At 70.3% G+C, this 22,669-nt stretch carries 25 protein-coding genes, 1 tRNA gene and 1 pseudogene; 6 read left to right on the forward strand and 21 right to left on the reverse strand.

The window, feature by feature from the left end:
• Window positions 1–431: 431 nt before the first annotated feature.
• From ACZ4EF_RS25115 to ACZ4EF_RS25125, 3 genes are all read right to left on the reverse strand, one after another.
• Entirely contained in the window at window positions 432–893 is a 462-nt protein-coding gene (locus tag ACZ4EF_RS25115; RefSeq protein WP_355336536.1) for a PPOX class F420-dependent oxidoreductase, read from the reverse strand.
• Window positions 894–1,166: 273 nt separating this feature from the next.
• Window positions 1,167–2,804, reverse strand: coding sequence for an MDR family MFS transporter (locus ACZ4EF_RS25120; protein ID WP_467350924.1), 1,638 nt, complete (start codon window positions 2,802–2,804; stop codon window positions 1,167–1,169).
• A 90-nt stretch (window positions 2,805–2,894) separates the two neighbouring features.
• Window positions 2,895–3,377 carry a MarR family winged helix-turn-helix transcriptional regulator gene (locus ACZ4EF_RS25125; RefSeq protein WP_355336535.1) on the reverse strand — a complete coding sequence of 161 codons (483 nt, stop codon included), beginning with the start codon at window positions 3,375–3,377 and terminating at the stop codon, window positions 2,895–2,897.
• A gap of 263 nt (window positions 3,378–3,640) precedes the next feature.
• Between ACZ4EF_RS25125 and ACZ4EF_RS25130 the strand changes: the two genes are divergently transcribed.
• The gene (locus ACZ4EF_RS25130) at window positions 3,641–3,826 is read left to right on the forward strand and encodes a hypothetical protein (protein ID WP_355336534.1); all 186 of its coding nucleotides are present in this window, start codon (window positions 3,641–3,643) and stop codon (window positions 3,824–3,826) included.
• Between the two features lie 199 nt (window positions 3,827–4,025).
• Here ACZ4EF_RS25130 and ACZ4EF_RS25135 read toward each other — a convergent pair whose 3' ends face one another.
• The 6 genes from ACZ4EF_RS25135 to ACZ4EF_RS25160 all read right to left on the reverse strand — a co-directional run bounded on the left by ACZ4EF_RS25135 (window position 4,026) and on the right by ACZ4EF_RS25160 (window position 9,824).
• Window positions 4,026–4,862, reverse strand: a complete 837-nt coding sequence (locus ACZ4EF_RS25135; RefSeq protein ID WP_467506443.1) for a hypothetical protein — start codon at window positions 4,860–4,862, stop codon at window positions 4,026–4,028.
• Window positions 4,863–4,915: 53 nt separating this feature from the next.
• Window positions 4,916–5,758, reverse strand: coding sequence for an RNA polymerase sigma factor SigF (locus tag ACZ4EF_RS25140; protein ID WP_093712083.1), 843 nt, complete (start codon window positions 5,756–5,758; stop codon window positions 4,916–4,918).
• 167 nt (window positions 5,759–5,925) lie between these two features.
• Complete coding sequence (locus tag ACZ4EF_RS25145) at window positions 5,926–6,747, reverse strand: RNA polymerase sigma factor SigF (RefSeq protein WP_391042301.1); 822 nt, start codon at window positions 6,745–6,747, stop codon at window positions 5,926–5,928.
• Window positions 6,748–7,003: 256 nt separating this feature from the next.
• Window positions 7,004–7,297, reverse strand: coding sequence for a Dabb family protein (locus tag ACZ4EF_RS25150; RefSeq protein WP_355336532.1), 294 nt, complete (start codon window positions 7,295–7,297; stop codon window positions 7,004–7,006).
• Between the two features lie 83 nt (window positions 7,298–7,380).
• Window positions 7,381–7,545, reverse strand: coding sequence for a hypothetical protein (locus tag ACZ4EF_RS25155; RefSeq protein WP_188284483.1), 165 nt, complete (start codon window positions 7,543–7,545; stop codon window positions 7,381–7,383).
• 251 nt (window positions 7,546–7,796) lie between these two features.
• Window positions 7,797–9,824, reverse strand: coding sequence for a phospholipase C (locus ACZ4EF_RS25160; RefSeq protein WP_467506444.1), 2,028 nt, complete (start codon window positions 9,822–9,824; stop codon window positions 7,797–7,799).
• Between the two features lie 267 nt (window positions 9,825–10,091).
• Between ACZ4EF_RS25160 and ACZ4EF_RS25165 the strand changes: the two genes are divergently transcribed.
• The gene (locus tag ACZ4EF_RS25165; RefSeq protein ID WP_355336530.1) at window positions 10,092–11,231 is read left to right on the forward strand and encodes a Fic family protein; all 1,140 of its coding nucleotides are present in this window, start codon (window positions 10,092–10,094) and stop codon (window positions 11,229–11,231) included.
• Here the strand turns inward: ACZ4EF_RS25165 and ACZ4EF_RS25170 are convergent.
• From ACZ4EF_RS25170 to ACZ4EF_RS25185, 4 genes and pseudogenes are all read right to left on the reverse strand, one after another.
• Window positions 11,206–11,814 carry a histone deacetylase gene (locus ACZ4EF_RS25170; protein WP_391159017.1) on the reverse strand — a complete coding sequence of 203 codons (609 nt, stop codon included), beginning with the start codon at window positions 11,812–11,814 and terminating at the stop codon, window positions 11,206–11,208. The genes ACZ4EF_RS25165 and ACZ4EF_RS25170 overlap by 26 nt on opposite strands.
• Window positions 11,815–11,817: 3 nt before the next feature.
• Window positions 11,818–12,060 (reverse strand): hypothetical protein, encoded by a 243-nt coding sequence (locus ACZ4EF_RS25175; RefSeq protein WP_467506445.1) that lies wholly within the window; start codon window positions 12,058–12,060, stop codon window positions 11,818–11,820.
• A gap of 158 nt (window positions 12,061–12,218) precedes the next feature.
• Window positions 12,219–12,548 carry a hypothetical protein gene (locus tag ACZ4EF_RS25180; protein WP_355336527.1) on the reverse strand — a complete coding sequence of 110 codons (330 nt, stop codon included), beginning with the start codon at window positions 12,546–12,548 and terminating at the stop codon, window positions 12,219–12,221.
• Between the two features lie 29 nt (window positions 12,549–12,577).
• Window positions 12,578–12,988 (reverse strand): annotated as a pseudogene (locus ACZ4EF_RS25185) (transposase); the annotation flags it as partial.
• A 269-nt stretch (window positions 12,989–13,257) separates the two neighbouring features.
• Between ACZ4EF_RS25185 and ACZ4EF_RS25190 the strand changes: the two are divergent.
• Window positions 13,258–13,863 (forward strand): Uma2 family endonuclease, encoded by a 606-nt coding sequence (locus tag ACZ4EF_RS25190; RefSeq protein ID WP_355336526.1) that lies wholly within the window; start codon window positions 13,258–13,260, stop codon window positions 13,861–13,863.
• Between the two features lie 873 nt (window positions 13,864–14,736).
• Here ACZ4EF_RS25190 and ACZ4EF_RS25195 read toward each other — a convergent pair.
• The 5 genes from ACZ4EF_RS25195 to ACZ4EF_RS25215 all read right to left on the reverse strand — a co-directional run bounded on the left by ACZ4EF_RS25195 (window position 14,737) and on the right by ACZ4EF_RS25215 (window position 17,224).
• Window positions 14,737–14,898: a hypothetical protein gene (locus tag ACZ4EF_RS25195; protein WP_401305263.1), complete on the reverse strand. Its 162-nt coding sequence runs from the start codon at window positions 14,896–14,898 to the stop codon at window positions 14,737–14,739.
• A 606-nt stretch (window positions 14,899–15,504) separates the two neighbouring features.
• Window positions 15,505–15,594: transfer RNA gene (locus tag ACZ4EF_RS25200), tRNA-Ser, on the reverse strand.
• A gap of 31 nt (window positions 15,595–15,625) precedes the next feature.
• Window positions 15,626–16,060 carry a nucleoside deaminase gene (locus ACZ4EF_RS25205; protein WP_355336525.1) on the reverse strand — a complete coding sequence of 145 codons (435 nt, stop codon included), beginning with the start codon at window positions 16,058–16,060 and terminating at the stop codon, window positions 15,626–15,628.
• Window positions 16,061–16,092: 32 nt separating this feature from the next.
• On the reverse strand, window positions 16,093–16,632 hold the full coding sequence (locus tag ACZ4EF_RS25210) for a tRNA adenosine deaminase-associated protein (protein ID WP_355336524.1): 540 nt from the start codon (window positions 16,630–16,632) through the stop codon (window positions 16,093–16,095).
• 271 nt (window positions 16,633–16,903) lie between these two features.
• Window positions 16,904–17,224, reverse strand: a complete 321-nt coding sequence (locus ACZ4EF_RS25215) for a hypothetical protein (RefSeq protein WP_467506500.1) — start codon at window positions 17,222–17,224, stop codon at window positions 16,904–16,906.
• 214 nt (window positions 17,225–17,438) lie between these two features.
• Here ACZ4EF_RS25215 and upp point away from each other — a divergent pair, with 214 nt between their 5' ends.
• Window positions 17,439–18,074, forward strand: a complete 636-nt coding sequence (gene upp / locus ACZ4EF_RS25220) for a uracil phosphoribosyltransferase (protein WP_355336522.1) — start codon at window positions 17,439–17,441, stop codon at window positions 18,072–18,074.
• A 238-nt stretch (window positions 18,075–18,312) separates the two neighbouring features.
• Here the strand turns inward: upp and ACZ4EF_RS25225 are convergent, their stop codons facing one another.
• Both ACZ4EF_RS25225 and ACZ4EF_RS25230 read right to left on the reverse strand, forming a co-directional pair.
• Window positions 18,313–19,032: a LytR C-terminal domain-containing protein gene (locus ACZ4EF_RS25225; protein WP_391042312.1), complete on the reverse strand. Its 720-nt coding sequence runs from the start codon at window positions 19,030–19,032 to the stop codon at window positions 18,313–18,315.
• A 21-nt stretch (window positions 19,033–19,053) separates the two neighbouring features.
• The gene (locus tag ACZ4EF_RS25230) at window positions 19,054–19,350 is read right to left on the reverse strand and encodes a type II toxin-antitoxin system VapB family antitoxin (protein ID WP_188284476.1); all 297 of its coding nucleotides are present in this window, start codon (window positions 19,348–19,350) and stop codon (window positions 19,054–19,056) included.
• A gap of 97 nt (window positions 19,351–19,447) precedes the next feature.
• On the opposite strand from ACZ4EF_RS25230, the gene ACZ4EF_RS25235 reads away from it, so the two are divergent.
• On the forward strand, window positions 19,448–21,295 hold the full coding sequence (locus ACZ4EF_RS25235; RefSeq protein WP_467506446.1) for a helicase HerA-like domain-containing protein: 1,848 nt from the start codon (window positions 19,448–19,450) through the stop codon (window positions 21,293–21,295).
• Between the two features lie 30 nt (window positions 21,296–21,325).
• On the opposite strand, the gene ACZ4EF_RS25240 is transcribed toward ACZ4EF_RS25235, so the two are convergent.
• Window positions 21,326–21,847 carry a GNAT family N-acetyltransferase gene (locus tag ACZ4EF_RS25240; protein WP_355336519.1) on the reverse strand — a complete coding sequence of 174 codons (522 nt, stop codon included), beginning with the start codon at window positions 21,845–21,847 and terminating at the stop codon, window positions 21,326–21,328.
• Window positions 21,848–22,063: 216 nt separating this feature from the next.
• Between ACZ4EF_RS25240 and ACZ4EF_RS25245 the strand changes: the two genes are divergently transcribed.
• A complete protein-coding gene (locus ACZ4EF_RS25245; protein WP_355336518.1) occupies window positions 22,064–22,639 on the forward strand; it encodes a DUF5994 family protein in 576 nt (191 codons plus the stop codon).
• The last annotated feature ends 30 nt before the right edge of the window (window positions 22,640–22,669 follow it).

Consider the following 22,669-nt stretch of genomic DNA (forward strand, 5'->3'; position numbering starts at 1 on the left):
TGATTTGCGTTTTGCCTTTCGTGACTATGATGCAGTCCCTGCGAGGTACACGTTCTCCCCCCCCCCCCCCCCCCCCCCCCCCCCCCCCCCCCCCCCCCCCCCCCCCCCCCCCCCCCCCCCCCCCCCCCCCCCCCCCCCCCCCCGGCGCATTCCTTTACGGCTTCGCAATCCACCCCATGTTTAGCTGAATCCGGCGCGACGGGTGCGACGGCCACGACGTACCCCCACGCACGCCGTACGCCCCACGCATGCCCCACGCACGACGTACGCCCCACGCACGCCGTACGCGGCACGCGTGCCGTGCGGCCTGCGCCGGGAGAGCATCGCGGCTGACGTGGTGCACGGCGACCCGACCGCCGCCCTGAGCGGCTGAGGGCAACGACCGCTCGGGGCGCGGGAGTCGGAACCCCCGACGGGACGGGGAGTGCGCGCTACGCCAGCCGGGCCGGGAAGCCGCCGGTGGCGATGGGGCCCCACCGCTCCGGGGTGACGCGGATCAGGGACTTGCCCTGCCGCACCATCGCGGAGCGGTACTCGTCCCAGTCGGGGTGCTCGCCCGAGATGTTGCGGAAGTACTCGACCAGCGGCTCGACGGACTCGGGGCTGTCGATGACCTCGGCGGTGCCGTCGACCTGCACCCAGGGGCCGTTCCACTCGTCGGAGAGGATCACGAGCGAGGCGCGCGGATCGCGGCGGGCGTTGCGCGTCTTGGCCCGCTCGGGGTAGGTCGACACGACGATCCGGCCGGAGTCGTCGACCCCGCAGGTGAGCGGGGACGCCTGCGGGCGGCCGTCGGAACGGGTGGTGAGCAGGATCGCGCGGTGCCGCGGGCGCACGAACTCCAGCAGCTCATCCAGCGTGACGGACGTATTCGTGGCGATGTTGGGAGCCATGCCAGCACCCTACGTCGGGCACCCGCGGATGCGGCCGCAGGCGCCTGCGGCCTTACGCCGAAACGGCGTCCGACGAGAGGGGGCGGGCCGCCGTGCCGTGACATCGGCTCCGGCGGCACGCCCTTCGTGCTGGGTCCCGGTGGACGGCCTCGGCCGTCCCCTGCTCCGGCCGTCCTCCGGGACCCGGTCCCGTCCGCCGCCCTGGACCTCTCCGCTGTGGGAACAGGACAGTCGGCCGGGAGTTCCTGCGGGCCGGGTGACCGGCCCTCCCGGTTACCGGGTCTGGTCGCCCGACCGGTCCCGGACGGCTTCCGCCTCGGGCGTACCCGTCTGGGTGGCGGCGATGTCCGCCGCGCCGGTCTCGGCCGCCGCCAGCTCCGCGACGGCGACTTCCGCCGCCCGGCCCGTACCCGCCTCAGCCTGCTGCAAACCGCTGCGGGTGCGCAGGGCGGTCTCCTTGACGAAGATCACCAGCAGGAAGGAGAGCAGGGCGAAGGGCGCGGCGTACAGGAAGACGTCGCCGATGCCGTGGCCGTACGCGCTCTCCACGATCCCCCTGACGGGGGCGGGCAGTTGCTCGACGTCCGGGATGCCGCCGCCGGTCCCGGCGCCGGTGATGTGGTGGTCGGCGAGGCCCGTGGTGACGAAGTGCGTGACGCGGTTGCCGAGCACCGCGCCGAGCGCGGTGACGCCGACCGCGCCGCCCAGCGAGCGGAAGAAGGTGACCAGGGAGCTGGCCGAGCCGAGGTCCGCGACGGAGACCTGGTTCTGCACGGCGAGCACCAGATTCTGCATCATCATGCCGACGCCGAGGCCCAACAGGGCCATGTAGACGGCGACTTCCCAGTACGGGGTGTCGTTGCGGATCAGGCCGAGGGTCGCGGAACCCGCGGTGAGCAGGACCGCGCCGGAGACCAGGAACGCCTTCCAGCGGCCGGTGCGGGTGATGATCTGGCCGGAGACGGTCGAGGCGATGAACAGGCCGCCGATCAGCGGGATCGTCATGATGCCGGACATCGTCGGGGTCTTGCCGCGGGCGAGCTGGAAGTACTGGCTCAGGAAGACCGTGCCGGCGAACATCGCGATGCCGACGAAGAGGCTCGCGATCGAGGTGAGGGTGATCGTCTTGTTGCGGAACAGCCGCAGCGGGACGATCGGTTCGGCCGCGCGGGTCTCGGTGTAGACGAACAGCGCGCCGAGCACGAGGGACAGCGGCACCATCACGTAGCTCTGCCAGGACACCCACGCGTAGCTCTCGCCGGCGAGCGAGATCCACACCATCAGCAGCGAGACGGCCGCGGTGATCAGGAAGGCGCCGGTCCAGTCGATCCGCACCTTCCGCTTGACCACCGGCAGGTGCAGCGTCTTCTGGAGCACGACCAGCGCGGCGACGGCGAACGGCACACCGACGTAGAAGCACCAGCGCCAGCCGAGCGTGGAGTCGACGATGACACCGCCGATCAGCGGGCCGCCGACGGTCGCGATGGCGAAGGTCGCGCCGAGGTAGCCGCTGTAACGGCCGCGCTCCCGGGGCGAGATCATCGCGGCCATGATCACCTGCGACAGCGCGGACAGACCGCCCGCGCCGACGCCCTGGACCAGGCGGCAGGCGATCAGCATGCCGGGGTTGGTGGAGAAGCCGGCCACGATCGAGCCGACCACGTAGATCACCAGCGAGAGCTGGATCAGCAGCTTCTTGCTGAACAGGTCGGAGAGCTTGCCCCAGATCGGGGTGGTCGCGGTGACCGCGAGAAGCGAGGCGGTGACCACCCAGGTGTACGCGCTCTGCCCGCCGCCGATGTCGGCGAGTATGCGGGGCAGGGCGTTGGAGACGATCGTGGACGACAGGATCGCCACGAACAGGCCGAGCAGCAGCCCGGACAGCGCCTCCATGATCTGCCGGTGCGACATGGGCGCGGATTCCTGGCCGCCGTGGCCCGGTTCCGGTGCCTGCCCGTCCCGCTTGTCGGCCTGGGTTGTTGTTGCCATCTTCAGTCCTCTTCAGCCCGTCTGGGCGCGCGATATGTGGTGGGCGCCGCCGCGCGAGGCGGCGGAGCGGCAGTCGCCGAAGCTGTCACGCAGCCGGGCGAGCAGTTCGGAGAGCCGGGCCACGTCGGCGTCCGGCCAGTCGGCCAGATGGTCGGCGACCACGGCGGCGGCCCGGTCGGACGAGGACCGCAGTGTCCGCGTGCCGTGTTCGGTGAGCCGCAGCAGCCGTGAGCGGCGGTCCAGCGGGTCGGGGGCCCGGTCGATCCAGCCGCGCTCGACGCCGAAGGCGACATGACGGCTCGTCACGGACATGTCGACGTCGAGGAGTTCGGCGAGCCTGCTCATCCGCAGCTCGCCGTGGCGGTCGAGGGCGCCGAGCACCATGACCGCCGTGAGCGGGGTCTCGGGCGGCAGCCCCCGGGCGATCTCGCGGCTGACGACGAAGGTGGTGCGGAGCTGGTGTGCGAGTTCCACGCACTGCTCGCGGTCCGCCATGCGACGGTCACCTGTCCTTCCGCTGCGGGAGCTGCCTGTGAGTCCGCTGTGATCTTTGGTTGCCTGAAGCAACTGTAAAGTAGTTGGTTGTGCCAGACAAATTCTTTGCCCGGAATCGCGGCAAAGATTCAGCAAAGGAAACGCCTGTATCCGCCCAAGAGGTACGTGTCCGGGTTGCCTGAACGGCTCGGGCCGGAGGCCGTGTGGCCGCCGGGCGGGCCGGGGGTGCGGGCCCTTCCGTCGAGACGCTAGGGTCAGGCGGCATGTCGAACCCTGAGAACAACTACGACCCGGCCGGCAACACCCAGATGTTCCGTGCCTTCGTCGACGAGCAGCCGCCCGCCGCCGAGGTGCAGCGGGCGCAGGGCCGCAGCAAGGTCGGCCTGGTGATCGGTGTGATCGTGGCGGTGGCCGTGGTCATCGGAGTGGTCGCGCTCGCGATGCGCTGACCGCCCGGCCTGCCCGTCCCTACGCAGCAGGATGTGCCAACGGGGGCATATCGCCACGGATGTCCGTGGACAGGTCGGTAGACAGGTCGGTGGGCAGGTCCGTGGACGGGTCTTGACGGGTCCGTTGTCGGGGCTGTCCTTGGGTCCACGGGCGGATCGGGGGACAGACCGGGACCGGGTCGGCGCCAGGAGGCGCCGGTCAGGACAGCGTGACGTCCCTGGTCTCGATGTGCATGCCCAGCGGCACCCGCCAGGCGTCCACGCACAGGTCCCAGGAGGCGGTGCGCGACGCCCCGCCCGCCAGCGGCACCGGCACGGGCTTCGCCGTCTCCACGGTCGCCCAGTCGATGCCGAGCCCGCCGATGATGTGGGTGCCGAAGGTGACCGTGCCCGCCGTGACCGGCAGACCCCCGGCGTTGGTGAAGGTGACGGCGACCTTCTCGCACCAGCGGTCCGCGTCCGCCGTACGTGTGGGCGCGCTCATGGTCAGCCGCGCGGCCGTCGGCGGCGCCGTCGTGGCCCTGCCGGACCCGCCGCCCGAGCCCGTACCGCCCGGTCCCGTACCCCCTGAACCCGTGCCGCCTGAACTCGTACCCCCTGAACCCGTACCGCCGCCCGTAGCCGTGCCCGAGCCCGTACCGGAGTCCGTGCCGCCGCCCGCTTGGGCCGTCGAGCCGCTGGCCGGTCCGCCGGGGGTCGTGGGGGTCCCGTGGGGCGAGGGGGGTGTCCGGGGCGCTCCGGAGGAGGGTGTACGCGGCCCCGTGCCGGTGTCCGTGCCCGAGGGCGTACGGGACGGCTTCGCGGCGCCGGGGGCCGGGCCGTCGAGCGGGACCAGGACCACGTCGCCGTCCGGGGGGACGTCGTGGGGAGCGCTCGGGGAGGGGCCGACGCCGCCGATCGCGACATGGCCGGTGGTGCCGCCGCCCGCGCAGCCGGTGGCCATGACGAGCAGGCCCAGCGCGGCGAGCGCCGGAGCCGTGGTGCGCAGCAGTGCTTGGGTCTTCCTCAACGCGACGTACGAGACCAACGCGACCATCACGTCAGTTTACTGACGGGGTGTCAGGTCGTCACCACCCCGTCAGTGCCACCTCATGCCTCTGCGGTGAGGCCGTCACGGAGCTGTGCGAGGGTGCGGGTGAGCAGCCGGGAGACGTGCATCTGGGAGATGCCGACCTCCTCGCCGATCTGCGACTGCGTCATGTTCGCGAAGAACCGCAGCATGATGATCTGCCGTTCGCGCGGCGGCAGTTGGGCCAGCAGCGGCTTGAGCGACTCGCGGTACTCGACGCCTTCGAGCGCGGTGTCCTCGTAGCCGAGGCGGTCCGCGAGGGTGCCCTCGCCGCCGTCGTCCTCGGGCGGCGGGGAGTCCAGCGAGCTGGCGGTGTACGCGTTGCCCACCGCGAGGCCGTCGACGACGTCCTCCTCCGACACCCCGAGGCAGACCGCCAGTTCGGCGACCGTCGGCGACCTGTCCAGCTTCTGGGAGAGGTCGTCGCTGGCCTTGGTGAGCGCCAGCCGCAGTTCCTGGAGGCGGCGCGGGACCCGGACCGACCAGGAGGTGTCGCGGAAGAATCGCTTCACCTCACCGACGATCGTCGGCATCGCGAAGGTCGGGAACTCCACCCCGCGCTCGCAGTCGAAGCGGTCGATCGCCTTGATCAGGCCGATCGTGCCGACCTGGACGATGTCCTCCATCGGCTCGTTCCGACTGCGGAAGCGAGCGGCTGCGTACCGCACGAGTGGCAGATTCAGCTCGATGAGCGTGTCACGTACATAGGTGCGTTCCGGGCTGTCCACCGGCAGTTCCGCGAGGCGCAGGAACAGCGATCGGGACAGCGTGCGGGTGTCGATGGCCTCGCCGTGAAGAGCATCGTGCGGTGCGGTCGCCGTGTCGGGCTTGAGCACCTTGGGACTGCCCACCTGTACGGACATGCCACCCCCTTGAGGTCGCGGACGGGTGTCGCGAGCGACGGTTGTTCCTCCACTGGAATACCGGAGGCCGGCTCGCGACAAACGCGGTACCCGCAGAATGTCACATGTCGGCAACACGCTGTAGCGCCATGTCGACATATCCGTGCAGGTGACTTAATCCTCTTCAGCTACGCTTCGAGCTGGTTTGCGGACCTCAGCCGCGCGAAGCTCCGGGACAGCAGACGGGACACGTGCATCTGCGAAACCCCCAGTTCCGCACTGATCTGGGACTGCGTCAGGTTGCCGAAGTAGCGGAGCAACAGGATTCGCCGCTCCCGCTCGGGAAGTTGGACCAGAAGATGGCGGACGAGGTCGCGGTGCTCGACCCCGGACAGCGCCGGGTCCTCGTAGCCGAGCCGGTCGAGCAGCCCCGGCGCCCCGTCGCCCTCCTGCGCCGCCTCCAGTGAGGTCGCGTGGTAGGCGCGGCCCGCCTCCAGGCACGCCAGCACCTCCTCCTCGGCGAGCTTGAGCCGCTCGGCGATCTCGGCCGTCGTCGGCGACCTGCCGTGCAGCACGGTCAGGTCCTCGATCGCGCCGCTCACCTGGACCCACAGCTCGTGCAGGCGGCGCGGCACGTGCACGGTCCGCACGTTGTCCCTGAAGTAACGTTTGATCTCGCCGACGACGGTCGGCATCGCGAAGGTCGGGAACTGCACGCCGCGCTCCGGGTCGAACCGGTCGATCGCGTTGATCAGGCCGATCGTGCCGACCTGGACCACGTCCTCCATCGGTTCGTTGCGGCTCCTGAAGCGGGCCGCCGCGTAGCGCACCAGCGGCAGATTCACCTCGATCAGCGCGGCCCGCACCCGTGCGTGCTCGGGGGTGCCGGGCTCCAGCTTGGTGATCTGCTCGAAGAGCACCTGGGTGAGCGCTCTCGCGTCCGCCGCGTTGGCACTGGGCGTACGGGTTCTGCCTCGGGGATACGTTGTTGACGCCGTATGGGCCGACACCGGCACACCACACCCCTTATCGGTCCACTCATCCGGCAAAAGCGGTCATAGCATCACAATTCATGTCCGCTTTGTGCAAGCACCGCATATTGCCGTGTTGTACGAACCGGCGGCCCGGAAGTCCCCCGTCCGGCGGTGTGAATCCGGAGCGAAGGGTGCGCGGAGGTGGCGCGCGAGGGGGCTCAAAGGGCGCGAAAACGCCCCCCGCCGGTCGGCGGGGGGCGCGCGAACGCTCGTCGTGCGCTCGGCCGGGAGGTCAGATCTCCAGGTCCGCGATCACCCAGGTGGCGAACTCCGACCAGAGCGCGACGGCCGCCCGGTGCTCCGGGTGTTCGAGATACGCCGTCAGCGCCGCCGCGTCCGCGACGGTGGAATTGATGGCGAAGTCGTAGGCGATCGGGCGGTCCGTGATGTTCCAGCCGCACTCCCAGGAGAGCGTTTCCGGCACCTTCTCGCCGAGCTCGGCGAAGGCCCGCGCGCCCGCCTGGACACGTGGTTCGTCCTGCCGCACGCCCTCGTTGAGCCTGAACAGGACCAGATGCCGGATCATGGGACTCCCTCGCCGCCGGCATGCCGCCGCGTGCCGCTGGGTACTGGTGGTGCGCCGCCGGAGCGGCCGGGACGGCCCGCCGGTCAGTTGGCCAGGTCGTGCATGAACTTCCCGATGCTCTTCGCGGCGTTCGATATGCCCTGGAAGCCTACCTGGACGAGATCAGCGGCTCGGGCCGGCTGATTGATGATCGTGTAGAGGATGAAGATCACCAGTACGTACATGGTGATCTTCTTCGCCTGCGCCATGCGCCTTTGCCCTCCCCAGCCCGCAGCCCGCACCGACGGTCACAAGTGTGCAATCACGGAAGTCTATCCATCAGATGGCGTAATCAGACGGCCTGTTGTCCCAATCATCTTCTTAGAAGATGAAGGTCGGGCTCGGGTTCGTGGCAGGTCCGGAGCGTGGGATCGGCCTGTCGGCACCGCTTGCCGCCGCTGGCCGCGGCTTACCGCCCCTTGACCTCGCTTTGCCGTCGCTTTGTTCCGGCCGCCCGCCGTCACGTCCTGCGGCGCCGGAGCAGCAGCAGCCATGTGCCGCCCGCCGCCGCCAGCAGCACCACCAGGGCGGACCCGCCGGCGATCTCCGTGCCGGTCAGCCGGGCGTCCCGCCCCGAGGCGGCGGGCGCGCCTGTACCCGGTCCCGCCGTCGTGGCGTCCGCGGCCGACGCCGCGCCCCTGCTCGTACCGCTGCTGGTACCGCTGCTCGTACCCGTGGTCGTACCGCTGCTGGTACCCGTGGTCGTACCGCTCGCCGTACCGCCCGACGCGCCTTCCGGGAGCGGGGTCCGGCGGCCGGGCGCCACTCGTACCGGCACGGTCTTCGCGACCGAGCCGTCCGCGTTCAGCAGCACCGCGCGCTGCTGGGGCCGGGCGAAGTCGAACATCGGGTCGAGCGGGTGCGCGGTCGCGTCGAAGGAGCCGTCGCCGATCCGGCCCGTCCCCCAGTTGTCCTCGATGAAGCGCAGGACGGACGACTGGGTGGTCAGCGCGTGCTCGACGTGATCGCGCCGGGTGTAAGGGGACACGACCAGCAGCGGCAGCCGGGGTCCCGGACCGCAGCGGTCGAGGTAGCCGCCTGCCGCGGGCGGGCCGTCGGCGCACATCGCGGTGTCCGCGCCCGCGTCGGTGGAGCCGTTGGCGATCGCGGCGGCGACCTGGTCGTACCAGCCGTCGGAGTCGTCGTACGCCACGATTACCGCCGTGCTCGCCCACTGCGGCGACCGCTGGACCGCGTTGATCTCGCGGACCAGGAAGTGCTGCTCGTCCAGCGGGTCGGAGTAGCCCGCGTGCCCGTCCTGGTACTCGGCCGCCTTCAGGAACGACACCGCGGGCAGATTCCCGGCCGCGAGCGCCGTGTCGAAGTCGGTCAGGTCGTACTGGTGGTTGGCCCGGTCCTGGCGGCCGATCATCGCGGCGGACGTCGGCGGCAGGTGGTGCGGGTTCGCCGTCGACTCGTAGTACTGGAACGGCTCGTGGTGCGGCGAGTAGTCCACCGACGCGTTGCCGCCGACATTGGCGTGGGTCGCGCCGCAGACCGCCGTGCCGCCCGGCGAGGACGTCGGCGCGAAGCCGCCCTGGAACCAGCCCCAGCTCACGCCCTTGTCGTTGAGCAGGTCCCCGACGTTGCGGCCGCGCATCGCGGTGAGCTGGCCGCTCGCGGTGTGGTTGTTGTCCGAGCAGTCGTCGTACGCCGGGTCCGGGTCGGTGACGACCGTGCCGACCCCGGTCGTCGGGTCGGGGCTGCGTACGGTCGTGGACCGCTCCACCGGGACCTGCTCGCCGGTCTTCGGGTCGATCGAGACGCCGCCGTGCGTCTGCCCGGAGACCAGGCCGAGCGCGCCGGGCGTGGAGGGGCCGAAGACGTCGCCGAAGCTGTTGTCGCCCAGCGTGTAGTTCTGGGCGTAGTTCCACAGCGCGGTGACGGTGTTCCCGTCGAAGTAGTCCATCGTCAGGCCCGGACTCCCGTACAGGCCCGAGCACTTGTCGCTGCTCGTGTGCTGCACGAATTGGTCCATCGCGCCGCCGTCGTAGGCCTGCTGCTCGGGCGTGTAGCTGTGGTTCTGGTCGCAGGTGAGCGCCTGCGACGGGCTCAGGCGGCGCGGCTGGTACTGGTTCGGGTTGTGCGTCAGCAGCCGGGAGCCGTCGCTGAGCAGATTCACCGGGGCCGGGGTGCCGGGGGCGGCCGTGAAGCGCGTGCCGTCGGTGTTCGCGGCCTGCGGATACGTACCGAAGTAGTGGTCGAAGGAGACGTTCTCGTCGAAGATGACCACGACGTGTTTGACCGGCGTGGCCGTCGCGGCCTCGGGTCCCGGAGCGCCGGACGCCCCGGACGCCCCGGACGCCCCCGGCGCCACGGCCAGCACGGCGGCGGCGGTCAGGGCCGTCGCGGCCAGCGCGATCCGCCCGCGGTGCGCGTGTCCGCGGTGCGCGTACCCCTGATGTGCGTACCCCTGGTGTGCGTGTCCCTGGTGTACGTGTCCGCGCCGGACCCGCCCTCGGCTCCTCGTTCGCTCAGCCAGGTCCATGCTCCCGATCCCACCTTCGCTCTCGTGCCGCCCGCACCAGACATATCAGGACACACCGACCGTCGCGCCGCCTTCGCCGATCCGCCCTTCGGTGAACGCGACCCCGACTCCGTACGAACGTACGGAGTCCGCCCCCCAAGGGGAACGCCCCCGCCCGCCCCGGCCGCCCCCCGCGCGACGAGATCAGGCCACCCCGGCCAGCCCCGCGAGGTAGGTCGCGTTGAGGGACGGTTTGACGTATTGACGGGATGATGGTGTCATTGTGTCATGCTGTATGAAACGCCTGGCCTGGACGACGTGGATGAGCGGGTCCTCGGTGAGATCGAGGGGATGCGCGACCGGCTCCGGCTCCACCTGCGGACGCCGCGCCGTTGGGAGGGGCAGCTCCGCCGCAATCTGACAGCGCGGGCGATCGCCGGCTCGAACACGATCGAGGGATACGCGGCGAGCGTCGCCGATGTCGAAGACATCATGCTCGGCGAGGCGCCGATCGAGGCCGACCAGACGGTCTCCGCCGAGATCGAGGGCTACCGGCAGGCCATGACGTACATCCAGCGACTGACGGACGCCGGGCCGGACTTCGCCTACGGCAAGGGTCTGCTCAACGGTCTGCACTTCATGATGCAAGGCCACCACCTGCTCAAACGTCCGGGCTGGTGGAGGTCCGGTGCGGTGTACGTGACCTCACCCGAGGACCCGACCATCGCGGCCTACACCGCGCCTGACGCCGACTCGGTGCCGGATCTCATCGCGGAACTGGTCGTCTGGCTCAACGAGGGCGACCTGGAAGCGCCCGCTCTGGTGCGAGCCGCGATGGCGCACCTCAATCTCGTCGCGATCCACCCCTGGGCGGACGGAAACGGCCGGATGTCCCGCGCGCTCCAGACCTTGGTCCTGGCGCGGGAAGGGATCGTCGCGCCGGAGTTCTCCAGTATTGAGGAGTGGCTGGGCCGGGCCCGCAACACCTATCGCTACTACGACGTACTGGCGGAGGTCGGCGGCCCGGTCTGGACGCCGGACCGGGACACCCGCGCCTGGGTCCGGTTCTGCCTGCGCGCCCACCATCAACAGGCCCAGGCCGTACAGCGGCAGGTCGAGACCACCCGCACGGTGTGGTCCGCGCTTGAGGAGGCCGTCGAGCGACAAGGGCTGCCCGAGCGCACGCTGTACGCCCTGTACCCGGCCCTGATGGGAAACCGGGTCCGGCGGGCGACGTACCAGGCGGACGCGGAGTTGAGCGAGCAGCAGGCCCAACGTGACATCCGTGAACTCGTCAGGGCGGGATGGCTGTCAGCCCACGGTGAAGCGCAGGGGCGCTACTACGCACAGGGCCCCGGGGTGCCGGAGGAGATCGTTCGCGGAGTACGTGATCCGCGACCGCTCATCGAGCCGTACTCCGCGACGTGAGCCCCGCGAGGTAGGTCGTGATCGCTTCGGGGGGCCAGGTGTGGGCTTCGCGGAGGCCCGCGGCGAGGTGGGCGAGGTAGGCGGGGGACGGGGGGACCGGCTGGGCGTCGGGGGCGTGCCAGGGGGCGGTGAAGGTGAGGAGGGGGTGGGTTTCGAGGTCGCCGAGGTGGAGGAGGGTTTCGTAGCGGCCGGGGCCGAGGCGGTCGCGGCCCTCGGCGAGGACCCGGGTGAGGTCGAGGTCGTGGCCGGGGGCGGCGTACATCTCCTGGGCGGCGATGTCCGAGAACTGACCGAGGGTCAGGAGGTGGGCGCGGGCCCAGGCGCGGCCGGGGGCCAGCGGGTCGTAGAAGGCGCGTCCGCCGTGCCAGACCGGCGACCAGGTGGCGAAGTACACCGTCCCCGGCAGCTCGATCCCCACCGAGCGCTCCGGCATCCGCGGGTCGCGGCAACCGGGATACGTACGCCCGCCGCCGTCCGCGGTGTCCTGGGCCGTGCCGCCCGTCAGGTAGCAACGCAGGCGCGCCAGCGACATGTTGGAGCCGTACGACACGTACCAGACCAGGCGCTCCGACGTGGCGGGCATCGGTTACGGGCCGGGGGTCGTCGGTTCCGTCGCGGGCAGGCCGCGCGGGAGGACATCGGGGAAGAGGTCGAACCGCGGTTCGCCGTCGCCGGGTTCGAGGGCCTGGGGATTGCGCCGGTGCGGGCGCGAGGCGCGGGTCGCGTCACCCGGCACCGCGAGGAATTCGTCGTGCGTCGACCCCGCGGGCCACCGCGGCGCGCCCGGCGCCGCGCCTTCGCCGGTCGTGGCATGCACGGGGGAGGGCATGGCTCCGATTCTACCGGGGGAGCGGGCCGGGTTTATTGAGTAACCGCTGGTCACTGAAGAGGTGAGGCTCGGGAGCAGTGATGTCCCAGCTTCCTACTGCTGTTGTCGATGACTCCGTTCGCGGAAACGGGTTCCGACTCAATCGCCCCGCGCGGAGCTCAGCAGTGGTCCTCGACGTAGAGCATGCGGTGTCCCGGCTCGGCGCGGAACTCGTGAGCCAGGTAGCGGCCGGTCGACCATGTTCCGCCGGGGCCCATGTACTCGTCTTTGATCCGGTCCCAGAGCAGGGGACGTTCGGCCGCCGTCGTGAGCCGGGGGCTCATACCGCCCATGTCTCCCCAGAAGACAAGTGTGGTGGCGTCCTTGACCAGCCGACGGACGATGCGCAGGTCAAGCCGCTTGCGATGAAGAATCCAGCTCGTCCCTTCGTCGTCAAGGAGGGTCAGGGGTCCGCTCAGACTGTCGGGGCTGGCGGAAAAAGACTGCATACGTCGATTCTTCCATGCGCCTTCACCGCGGCGACGTCGGCGAAGGCCGCCAAGGCGTCTGGGAAGTCGAACCTGTCCAGGCTGCCACCGACGGCGGCGAGGAACTCGGCTCCGAGAGTCGTGCCGATGCCCGGGACGCTCAGCACGATGTCAGCGAGCTCGTGCTCGCGAAACCGGTCCTCGATGAGCTTGTCCAGCTCGACAACATGCTCGTTGAGAGCCATCGCCAGCCGAGTGACCCCGGCACGGCGGATCGCATGCGGAGTCTGGCAGCCCGTCAGCAGCCTGAGTGGGCCGGTGTTGGCCATGTCCAGGGCCCTCTCCAGGGCCGGGAACATGGACAGCGGGGTGCCGCGCAGGCGGTTGACCACGCGGGTGAGGACCTCCTGGCCGTGGCTGACCAGCAGCGCCAGCAGCAGCGCGGGCTCACCGCTGGTCACCCCTGGGCGACCCAACCCTACGAATGGCTCGATCAACCCGATCAAGAAGGTAGAGCCGTTTGGGGGGGGCGACAGGCGCGCGGCGCGGCTTGGGAGCCATGCGCTCATGGATCGTTGTTCTTCGGCCGGTCCCGGAACGCCGCAGGCCGGGGCAAGTCCGCCTTGGCGATGGCCGCGGTGGCATGCAGACTCGCAGGAGCAACCGCGTCAGTCGGTTGCAGGCGCTTCACTGGCTCGGGTGCCGGTTGAACCCACCGTACGGAGGAGTCGTGACCGAAGCAGCGGACCCGCAGGTCTACGCACGTATGCGGAAGATCGCGGAGGAGCTCTGGCCGCTGGCGGACCGCTTGCAAGGGGCTTGGGCGATCGAGATCGGAGCTGCCGGGGTCGTCGTGATGATGAGCCCGGTCAACCGCCACGAGGCCATCGCCACCCGCGTCGTCCGCCAGCTGAACGCTCAGCTCCCGGCCACGCATCCGGACCGTGACATCGTCGCCCAGTCAGGTGCCGAAGTGGAGCACCCGGCGGTGGGGCGGATGCGCCGACCGGACGCCGTCGTCCTCCCGCTCGACATCCTGGAAGAGCCGAAACCGACAGTCGACCCCGCTGACCTGCTCGCGGTGGTCGAGGTGGTCTCCGAGTCCAACCCGGACAACGACTACGTCGAGAAGGCCGCCGACTACCCCGCGATGGGCATCCCGCTCTACCTGCTCATCGACCCTCGCAAGGGTCTCGTCTTCACCTACGCCGACCCCGCCCCCGGCTCCAGCGGCCCGCACTACTCCACCGTGCTCCCCTACGTCTTCGGCGACCAGGTCCCCTTCGGCCCCTGGACCATCGACACCAGCGACTTCAAGCGCTACGACGACGAGTGACGGCCACGAAGGGTTCCCCGGCGAACGGCCCTCCCCGTCGCCAAAGCGCTGACAACACCGCACGTGGCGTCGTAGTTCAGAACGTTCCGCACGACCTGGCCCGACACAACCTGTGAAGCGCACGCCTCTCGGCCTCGGGTGCTCACATCGTGCGATGACACGGCCCTGGCACACTTTCGGCATGCTGGCAGGACGCGGGGTACGGCATTTCTCGCTCGAAGAGCTGCTGTTGGCGCTGCAAGCACCCCTGGACGGGTGTGATCTGGGCTACTCCGTTTTGGAGGCTTGCCTGTCGTCTGTCAGAGGGCCCTGGTATAGACGCATGGCTCCGGTGCAGGTAGAGGGCTTTCGTTGTCATTTGGCATATGCCAAGAGCCCTGTGTGGCATAATCAAGCGCGATGATCATGACTGGCATGCCTGGTCGCGCGCGGTATCAGCATTCGATCAGGCCTAGATGCACATGCATTGCGGTGGCATTATGTAGAGGCGTTGGCCATGGGACGGGGCGGTGCCAACCGAGATCAACCGTTCGAGGTATTCCTCAATGGGTGAATTTCTGGTGTTCAAGGCGCCTAACCGACTGTGATTTGCGTCACAGTTACCCTCTGTGGCCTGCACCGATTGCACTTTGTGCGGCTTTTCCCTAGAGCCGGTTCGTCGCGTGTTCGTGGCGGACCAGGTCTCCGGCAAGGCAGTATGAGAGAGGCGCATATTTTGCGTGACGCAGGTCACATGCGGTGATTTGCGTTGCTGTCGGGAAAACTGCACAAAGAAGGAGCGCCCCGCCGCTGCATGCTTGGTCGGCCGCACGGCGAAGCGCTCCAGTCGCAAGACGTGACCCTTGCCGGGTGACCCCGGTAAGGGTCACGTCGTCACAGGTGCCGGCTGATCACCTCGATCGCGTGCGTGACGTCCGCAGCTGCGGTAACAACCGCGGCGACTGTCACGACGATGCCGACGGCAGTGCGGGCCCTGAGTCGGGTCCATGCCTGCCACTTCTTACGGTTCTTGCCACCCTCACCCTGATCGGGCATAGGGGTCCTGCCTTTCCTCTGCGCAAAGGGCTGCACGGGATCGTGGGCCCCCGGGGGTCACGTTCACCTGGTCGCGGTCCAGCTCAGAGGACGAGCAGTAGCAAGATGTTACTCGGCTCCGACGCGAACTCCCGCGTAACTTCGCGGTCTCTCAGTCGACATGTCGGCTGCTACAACGCCACTGAGTGCAAAGGGCAGTTGAGGTGTAGACCACCCTAAGCCCTTTGGCCTGCAAAGTGCCTGATGGGACCACAGGTTCCGTTACGGCACCCTGTGCCAATGCTTCGCGCAGAGTGATGAACATCGCATCGGGCTGAACCCAACGTGACTGCGACGGGACATCTCGGTATGGCGTGGGACAGTCCGCCCACATGCCTTGAGATAGTCGCTGCTTCGCCAAAGGACGCGACGGCCTCTCTGTCACCTGATGGCGCAGGTCTGTGCCTGCCAGGGGCAGTCTTGCCGGACATCAACACACAAGGCGCTCGCACGTCATGGCCGCCGATCGTTGGGGCGCTTGTGCAAGTCAAGTTGGGTGGGAACTGAGGCGGACGTGGCTGAGGGCAACATGGAAGTTCCATGTTGCCCTCAGCCACGTGTTGCTCGTGGCGGTAGCGGTGGGATTTGAACCCACGGAGGAGTTGCCCCCTCACACGCTTTCGAGGCGTGCTCCTTAGGCCGCTCGGACACGCTACCGAGAGAGATCCTAGCCCACGCGGGGGGGTGGTCAGAAATCGGTTGTACGGAAGAAGCGGGTGAGGAGGGCGGCGGAGGGGGTGGGGAGGACGTCGGGGATGACTTCGGGGCGGTGGTTGAGGCGGCGGTCGCGGACCACGTCCCAGAGGGAACCGGCGGCGCCCGCCTTGTCGTCGGCGGCGCCGTAGACGACGCGGTCGAGCCGGGAGAGGACGATCGCGCCCGCGCACATGGTGCACGGTTCGAGGGTGACCGCGAGGGTGCAGCCGGTCAGGCGCCAGCCGCCGACGGAGGCGGCGGCGCGGCGGATGGCCAGGACCTCGGCGTGGGCGGTCGGATCGCCGGTGGCCTCGCGCTCGTTGCGGGCACGGGACAGCACCGTGCCGTCGGGGGCCAGCACGACCGCGCCCACCGGTACGTCACCGGTGAGCGGGGCCTGTGCCGCCTCTTCCAGGGCCAGCCGCATCGCGGCGACCCAGGGGTCCTTCAGAGGGTCTGTCAGCGGACCGCCTCCAGCACGTCCCCGCACCCCAGCGCGTCGGCGATCTCGCCGAGCGCCTCACCGGTCAGCGCGCCGTCACCGCTGAGCGCCAGCAGTTCCCTGGTGCTCATGCCGAGATCCGTGAGGATGTCGGTTTCGCCGAGCGGACCGGTCGGCACATGGTCTTCCGAGGGGCCCGCCACGGCGTCCTCGGTCTCGTCGTCCTCGCCGTCCTCGGTGCCGTCGAGGTCCACGAGTTCGTCCAGGTCCTCGGGGTCGCGGCCCAGCACTTCGTCGGTGAGCAGGATCTCCCCGTACGAACTGCGGGCGGCGGCAGCCGCGTCGGACACGTAGATCCTGGGATCCTCTTCACCGTCCACACGGATGACGCCGAACCAGGCGTCCTCCTGTTCGATGAAGACCAGAACCGTTTCCTCCTCGTCGCCGGCCGCGCGGGCCAGATCGCTCAGATCGGCGAGGGTTTCCACATCGTCGAGATCGGGTTCGCTCGCTTGCCAACCGTCCTCGGTGCGCGCGAGCAGTGCGGCGAAGTACACCGTGACTCTCCCACAGGGTCTCAGGCCGTCCGGACCGGATGGGGGCCGCTTTCGACTTCCGTTGGCCCCACCCACTCGGCATCGTGGCAGAAACCGGGGCGTTGCGAAGGGTCTTCTGCACCGCGACGTGCCAGGTCTTCGTCACTTCTCTGGAAAGTCCGGCCATCGGGGGCCCGGAACGGTCACCCGTACGGTACTGATCCGTCACGCTGTGTACGCGGCGCGTACGCGGCGTATACGTGATCCGTAACCGGTCACCCGCGCGGCGCGGTCACCAACGGAAGGTGCGCATCCGCATTTGCTGACGGAGCCGGGCGACCCGGGCGCGTCGCGGCTGGACCCGCTCGCGCAGTTCCTTGGCCTCGTTCAGCTCCCGCAGGAACAGCGCGCGCTTGCGGCGCCGCTCGATGTCCGTGTCGCGGGCGGGGGAACGGCCGGGGGACCGGTCCGCGGATCGGTCAGCGGATCGGTCGGCAGTACGGTCCGCAGATCGGTCCGCAGATCGGCCCTCAGATCGGTCCTCAGGGCCGGCGGGGGCGCCGTCGGTGGCGCGATCCGGGGTGCGATCGGTGCGATCCGCGTCACGGTCGATGGCTCGGTCGGTTGCTCGCTCGGCTGCTCGGTCGGGCTCCGGCATCTCGGGCACCATCCCTGGGGCTCGCTTCACCCGGAAGGCACACCGGGCGTATCTGGCCAGTTTCCCTCGTTCGCGCCGTTTACCCCACGCCAGGCGCAGAAGGTGCGCGGAGCCGGGCTGCTCATCGCACTGGCGACGCGCCCCCCACCCGGCGGATACAGTCATATTCATGCGTCTCCATGTTGTCGACCACCCGCTGGTCGCGCACAAGCTCACCACCCTGCGCGACGAGCGCACCGACTCGCCGACGTTCCGGCGGCTCGCCGACGAGCTGGTCACCCTGCTCGCCTACGAGGCCACCCGCGACGTGCGGACCGAGCAGGTCGACATCCGCACCCCGGTCGGCCCGACCACCGGGGTCAGGCTCTCCTACCCGCGCCCCCTGGTGGTGCCGATCCTGCGCGCCGGGCTCGGCATGCTCGACGGCATGGTGCGGCTGCTGCCCACCGCCGAGGTCGGCTTCCTCGGCATGGTCCGCGACGAGGAGACGCTGGAGGCGGCGACGTACGCCACCCGTATGCCGGAGGACCTGTCGGGACGGCAGGTGTACGTGGTCGACCCGATGCTGGCGACCGGCGGCACCCTGGTGGCGGCGATCGACCTGCTGATCGACCGCGGTGCCGACGACGTCACCGCGCTGTGCCTGCTGGCCGCGCCCGAGGGCGTCGAGTCGATGGAGCGGGCCCTGGCGGGCAAGCCGGTCACCGTGGTCACGGCCGCGGTCGACGAGCGGCTGAACGAGCGCGGCTACATCGTGCCCGGCCTCGGCGACGCGGGCGACCGGATGTACGGCACGGTGAGCTGACAATCGGCCCGGCCCGACCCGGCGTGTCGCGGACGCCCCGGAAGGGCTGGACGGTCCGGACACCCTGAACGCTGTCCGGCCGCTGATCCGACAAGCGGAGGGGCGGGACCTGGCTCAGGTCCCGCCCCTCTCGCACGTACGCTGTCGGCCGCCTTGAAGGCAGTCACCCGCGCCAAGCCACCCGCGCAAGCGCCACCCGCGCAAGCGCCACCCGCCAAGGCGGCGCCCGCCACGGCGGCTAGTGCTTCGCCGGCGCGCCCGCCTTCGTCGTGGCCCCCGTCTTGCCGGGGGCGCCCCCCGACGCGCTCGGGCTCGGCGTCACGCACACCGGCTTCGGCGGCGGCGGGTTCGCCGCCACGATCCGGGCCTTCGCCACGTCGGTCGGACCGGAAAGCGCCGTGAAGGCCGTGCCGATCATCACATCGACGGTCTTGTCGGTCCGCTTGGGGTCGATCTTCACGGTCGAGCCCGCCACCTGGGTGCCCGCCGTGCGGGCCGCCGCCTCGCCCGCGGGCCCGGCGACGATCAGCGCGGACTCGCCGACCTTCTTGTCGTACGGGTCGGGCGCGTTGCCGAATTTGTTGACCTTGAAGCCGCGCTTGGCCAGCTCGTCGGCCGTGGTCTTGGCCAGACCGCCCTTGGCGGTGGCGTTGAAGACGTTCAGCGTGACGCCCGCGGGCTGGGGCAGCGGGGCCGGTTTACCCGTGGGGGCGGTGGGGGCCACGGTGACGCAGGGGCGGTTCTGCGGTGCCGCGTTCGCCTTCGTGTCGCCGTTGTCGTCCCCGCGGAAGACATGGACGAGTTGCAGCGCCCCGTAACCGAAGAGGCCGAGCACGACGACCGAGGCGAGCACGGCGGTGACGACACGGCCGCGGCGGCGCGGGCGGCGCATCCTCGGGTACTGCTTGCCGGTGACCCGGTACTTCCCGCCCATACCGGAGGGGGTCAGCATGCTCATGAGCGCAGCGTAAGCGGATTGTCAGTCCATCTCCAGGACCCGGGCGTGGAGCACCTGGCGCTGCTGGAGCGCGGCGCGTACCGCCCGGTGGAGTCCGTCCTCGAGATAGAGGTCGCCCCGCCATTTCACGACATGGGCGAACAGGTCGCCGTAAAAGGTGGAATCCTCGGCGAGAAGTGTCTCCAGGTCGAGCTGTCCCTTGGTGGTCACCAACTGGTCCAGCCGCACGGGACGTGGGGCGACGTCGGCCCACTCGCGCGTACTCACCCGGCCGTGGTCCGGGTACGGCCGCCCGTTTCCGATGCGCTTGAAGATCACACGGAAAGCCTACCGGCCCGGCTTGTCCGGGCGCAGCACCGCTGCCGGGGTGCGATGGTGGCAAAAGCCTCATCGTCGTATGAATCGGGAGCATGTGATGACCGATCCCCAGCCGAATAGTTCCGCCGGTGAGGCCGTCACGGGTGAGGCGGCCGTGACACCGGGGTCGACTCCCGCACCGTCCGGGCCGACAGCCCCACCGTCCGGGCCGACAGCCCCACCGTCCGGGCCGACTCCCCCACCGTCCGGGACGACTCCCCCACCGTCCGGGCCATCAGCCGCGCCGTCCGGGCCGACTCCCGCGCCGTCCGGGCCATCAGCGGCGCCGTCCGGGCCGACACTGCCGTCCCCCGCCGCCGACATCGCCCGCGGCTACGCCTTCACCGGCCCCGCGCTGGACCTCGGCGCGCTGCTCTGGGAGGGCGAGTGCCACCCCGACGCGCCGGTCCGCATCCCGCTCGGCATGCTCAACCGGCACGGCCTGGTGGCGGGCGCCACCGGCACCGGCAAGACCAAGACGCTCCAGCTCATCGCGGAACAGCTCTCCGCGCAGGGCGTCCCGGTCTTCCTCGCGGACGTGAAAGGCGACATCTCCGGCGTGTCGGCGCCGGGCCAACCGGGTGAGAAGGTCCAGCGGCGGGCGGCGGAAGTCGGCCAGAACTGGACGGCCACCGGCTTCCCGGCCGAGTTCTACGCGCTGGGCGGCCTCGGCCCCGGCATCCCGGTACGGGCGACCGTCACCGCCTTCGGCCCCGTCCTGATGTCCAAGGTGCTCGGCCTGAACACCACGCAGGAGCAGTCGCTCGGCCTGATCTTCCACTACGCCGACACCAAGGGCCTCGAGCTGTACGACCTCAAGGACCTGCGGGCCGTCATCGCCTTCCTGACCTCCGACGCGGGCAAGCCGGAGCTGAAGGAGATCGGCGGGATCTCGTCGGCGACGGCCGGGGTGCTGATGCGGACCCTGACGGCCTTCGAGGCGCAGGGCGCCGCCGCGTTCTTCGGCGAGCCGGAATTCGACACGAGCGAGCTGCTGCGTACGGCGTCCGACGGGCGCGGGCTGGTCTCCGTGCTGGAGCTGCCCGCCGTGCAGGACAAGCCGCAGCTCTTCTCGACCTTCCTGATGTGGCTGCTCGCCGACCTCTTCCAGGACCTGCCCGAGGTCGGCGACCTCGACCGGCCGAAACTGGTCTTCTTCTTCGACGAGGCGCACCTGCTCTTCAACGGCGCCTCGAAGGCGTTCCTCGACGCGATCACCCAGACCGTACGGCTGATCCGCTCCAAGGGCGTCGGCGTCTTCTTCGTCACGCAGACGCCCAAGGACGTCCCCGGCGACGTGCTCGCCCAGCTCGGCAACCGCGTCCAGCACGCTCTGCGGGCCTTCACGCCCGACGACGCCAAGGCGCTGCGCGCCACCGTCTCCACCTTCCCCAACTCCGCTTACGACCTCGGCGAGTTGCTCACCTCGCTCGGCACCGGCGAGGCCGTCGTCACCGTCCTCAGCGAGAGCGGCGCGATCACCTCGCTCGGCACCGGCGAGGCCGTCGTCACCGTCCTCAGCGAGAGCGGCGCGCCGACGCCGGTGGCCGCCACCCGGCTGCGCGCCCCCGAGTCGCTGATGGGTCCCGTGGACGCGGCCGTGCTCGACTCCGCCGTCAAGTCCTCGCCGCTGTACGGGCGGTACGCCGAGGCGGTCGACCGCGAGTCCGCCTACGAGAAGCTGGCCGCCGCCGAAGCGGCTTCCGCCGCGCGGGCCGAAGCCGCCGAGAGCGCGCCCAAGGCCGCCCCGAAGAGCGGCCGTTCCTCCGCCAAGGGCGCCGCCGCCGACGCCGGAATCGTCGAACAGGTCGTCCACAGCGGCGCGTTCAAGTCCCTCGCCCGCTCCATGGGTACGCAGCTCGGCCGCGAGATCAGCCGCTCGCTGTTCGGCGTCCGCAAGCGGTAGCGACGCCAGGGGACATGGCGGCGGCGACGCTCACGGGCGCAGCGGGCGGCTCCATGCCTGGCGGGGGCCGTGGGTGTCGCCGAGGTAGGTCCACTCCCAGGCGCGCAGGGCGTGGACGGCGTCGGCGTCGGGCGCGGTGAGGACGGTGACGAGGGCCGCGTCGCTGCGCAGCAGGAGCTGGTCGAGCAGACCGGTCGCGATGCCCTGCCTGCGGTACGCGGGCACGACCATCAGCTCGGCGAGCGCGAAGACCTGTCCCGAGGCGGTGAGCTCCTCGATGTCCGTGCCGTCGGGCCCCGCGCCGTCGGTGCCCGCGACCGTGAAGTCCCGCCACCAGCCGTCGGCGCGGTCGAGGACGTAGCCGTACGCGACCCCGGTCAGCCGCCGCTCGCTGGCCACGATCATGTCGAAGCCGGGCCGCTGCGTGGCCTCGGCGAAGCGCCCCAGGAAATCCTCCCGGTCGTGGAATTCCTGGCCCGGCACGCCTCGGTACGCCTCGACGTAGACATCCGCGACGGCCTCGCGCTGCTGCTCCGCCTGCCATCTGGACATGCGGCGCGTGAAGACCTCGGCCACGTGTTCCCTCCCCCATCGGCCCCGTGTCCCGGCGGTCCGGAACGGTGACCTTCCATCATCGTCCCAGAGACCCCGGACGGAGTAGGGTGAACGGACCGAGGGCATTCCGTACACCGGCACTCAAGTCGGCGTCGTTCGCGGTGAGCGACGGTGCCGGACCCGTTCCAGCGGGCCCGTGGACGGATTTGTTCCATGCTCTCCTCTCAGGATTCCGCACACCCCTCGGCGGTCCGTACGGTCCCGCGGCCCCCTCCCGCGCCCCCCGCGCCGCGGCTCTCGCTGTCGCCCGGCGTCAGCGCCCTGCGGATCGGTTCGGCCGAGCTGGGCCACGGACCGGGGCCGCTGGACGGCGCCTGGTGGCCCAAGTCCCGTGACCTCTCCCTCGAACTGCCGTCCCTGGTCGGCGCGTTGGACCTGCTGTGGGGACGGATCACCCGGGTCACCGTCAACCCCCTGTACTGGCCGACCGTGCCGAAGAAGGTGCCGGTCGCCGGGCACGTGGTGCATGTCGGCTGGTTCGTCGAGGAGCAGGACCCGCACAAGCTGCTGGTGCTCTCGTACCGTACGGGCCGCTGGGATCTGCTGATCGTCCCGCCGCAGACCCCGGCGGCGACGGCGGCCCGGCTGATGGCCGCGGCGGCGGACCCGGCCAATGTCCGTACCGCGAGCGAGCTGATGGCCCAGGCCGACCCCGACCGCGGCGCGGACGCCGCCTGGGAGGCCGAGGGCGGTCCCGCGGGGCTGGCCCGGCCGGAGCGGGCGGCCTGATGTCCCCGCGCGAGAACGAGTCGGGCGAGC

The organism is Streptomyces sp. NPDC025721, assembly GCF_055558595.1.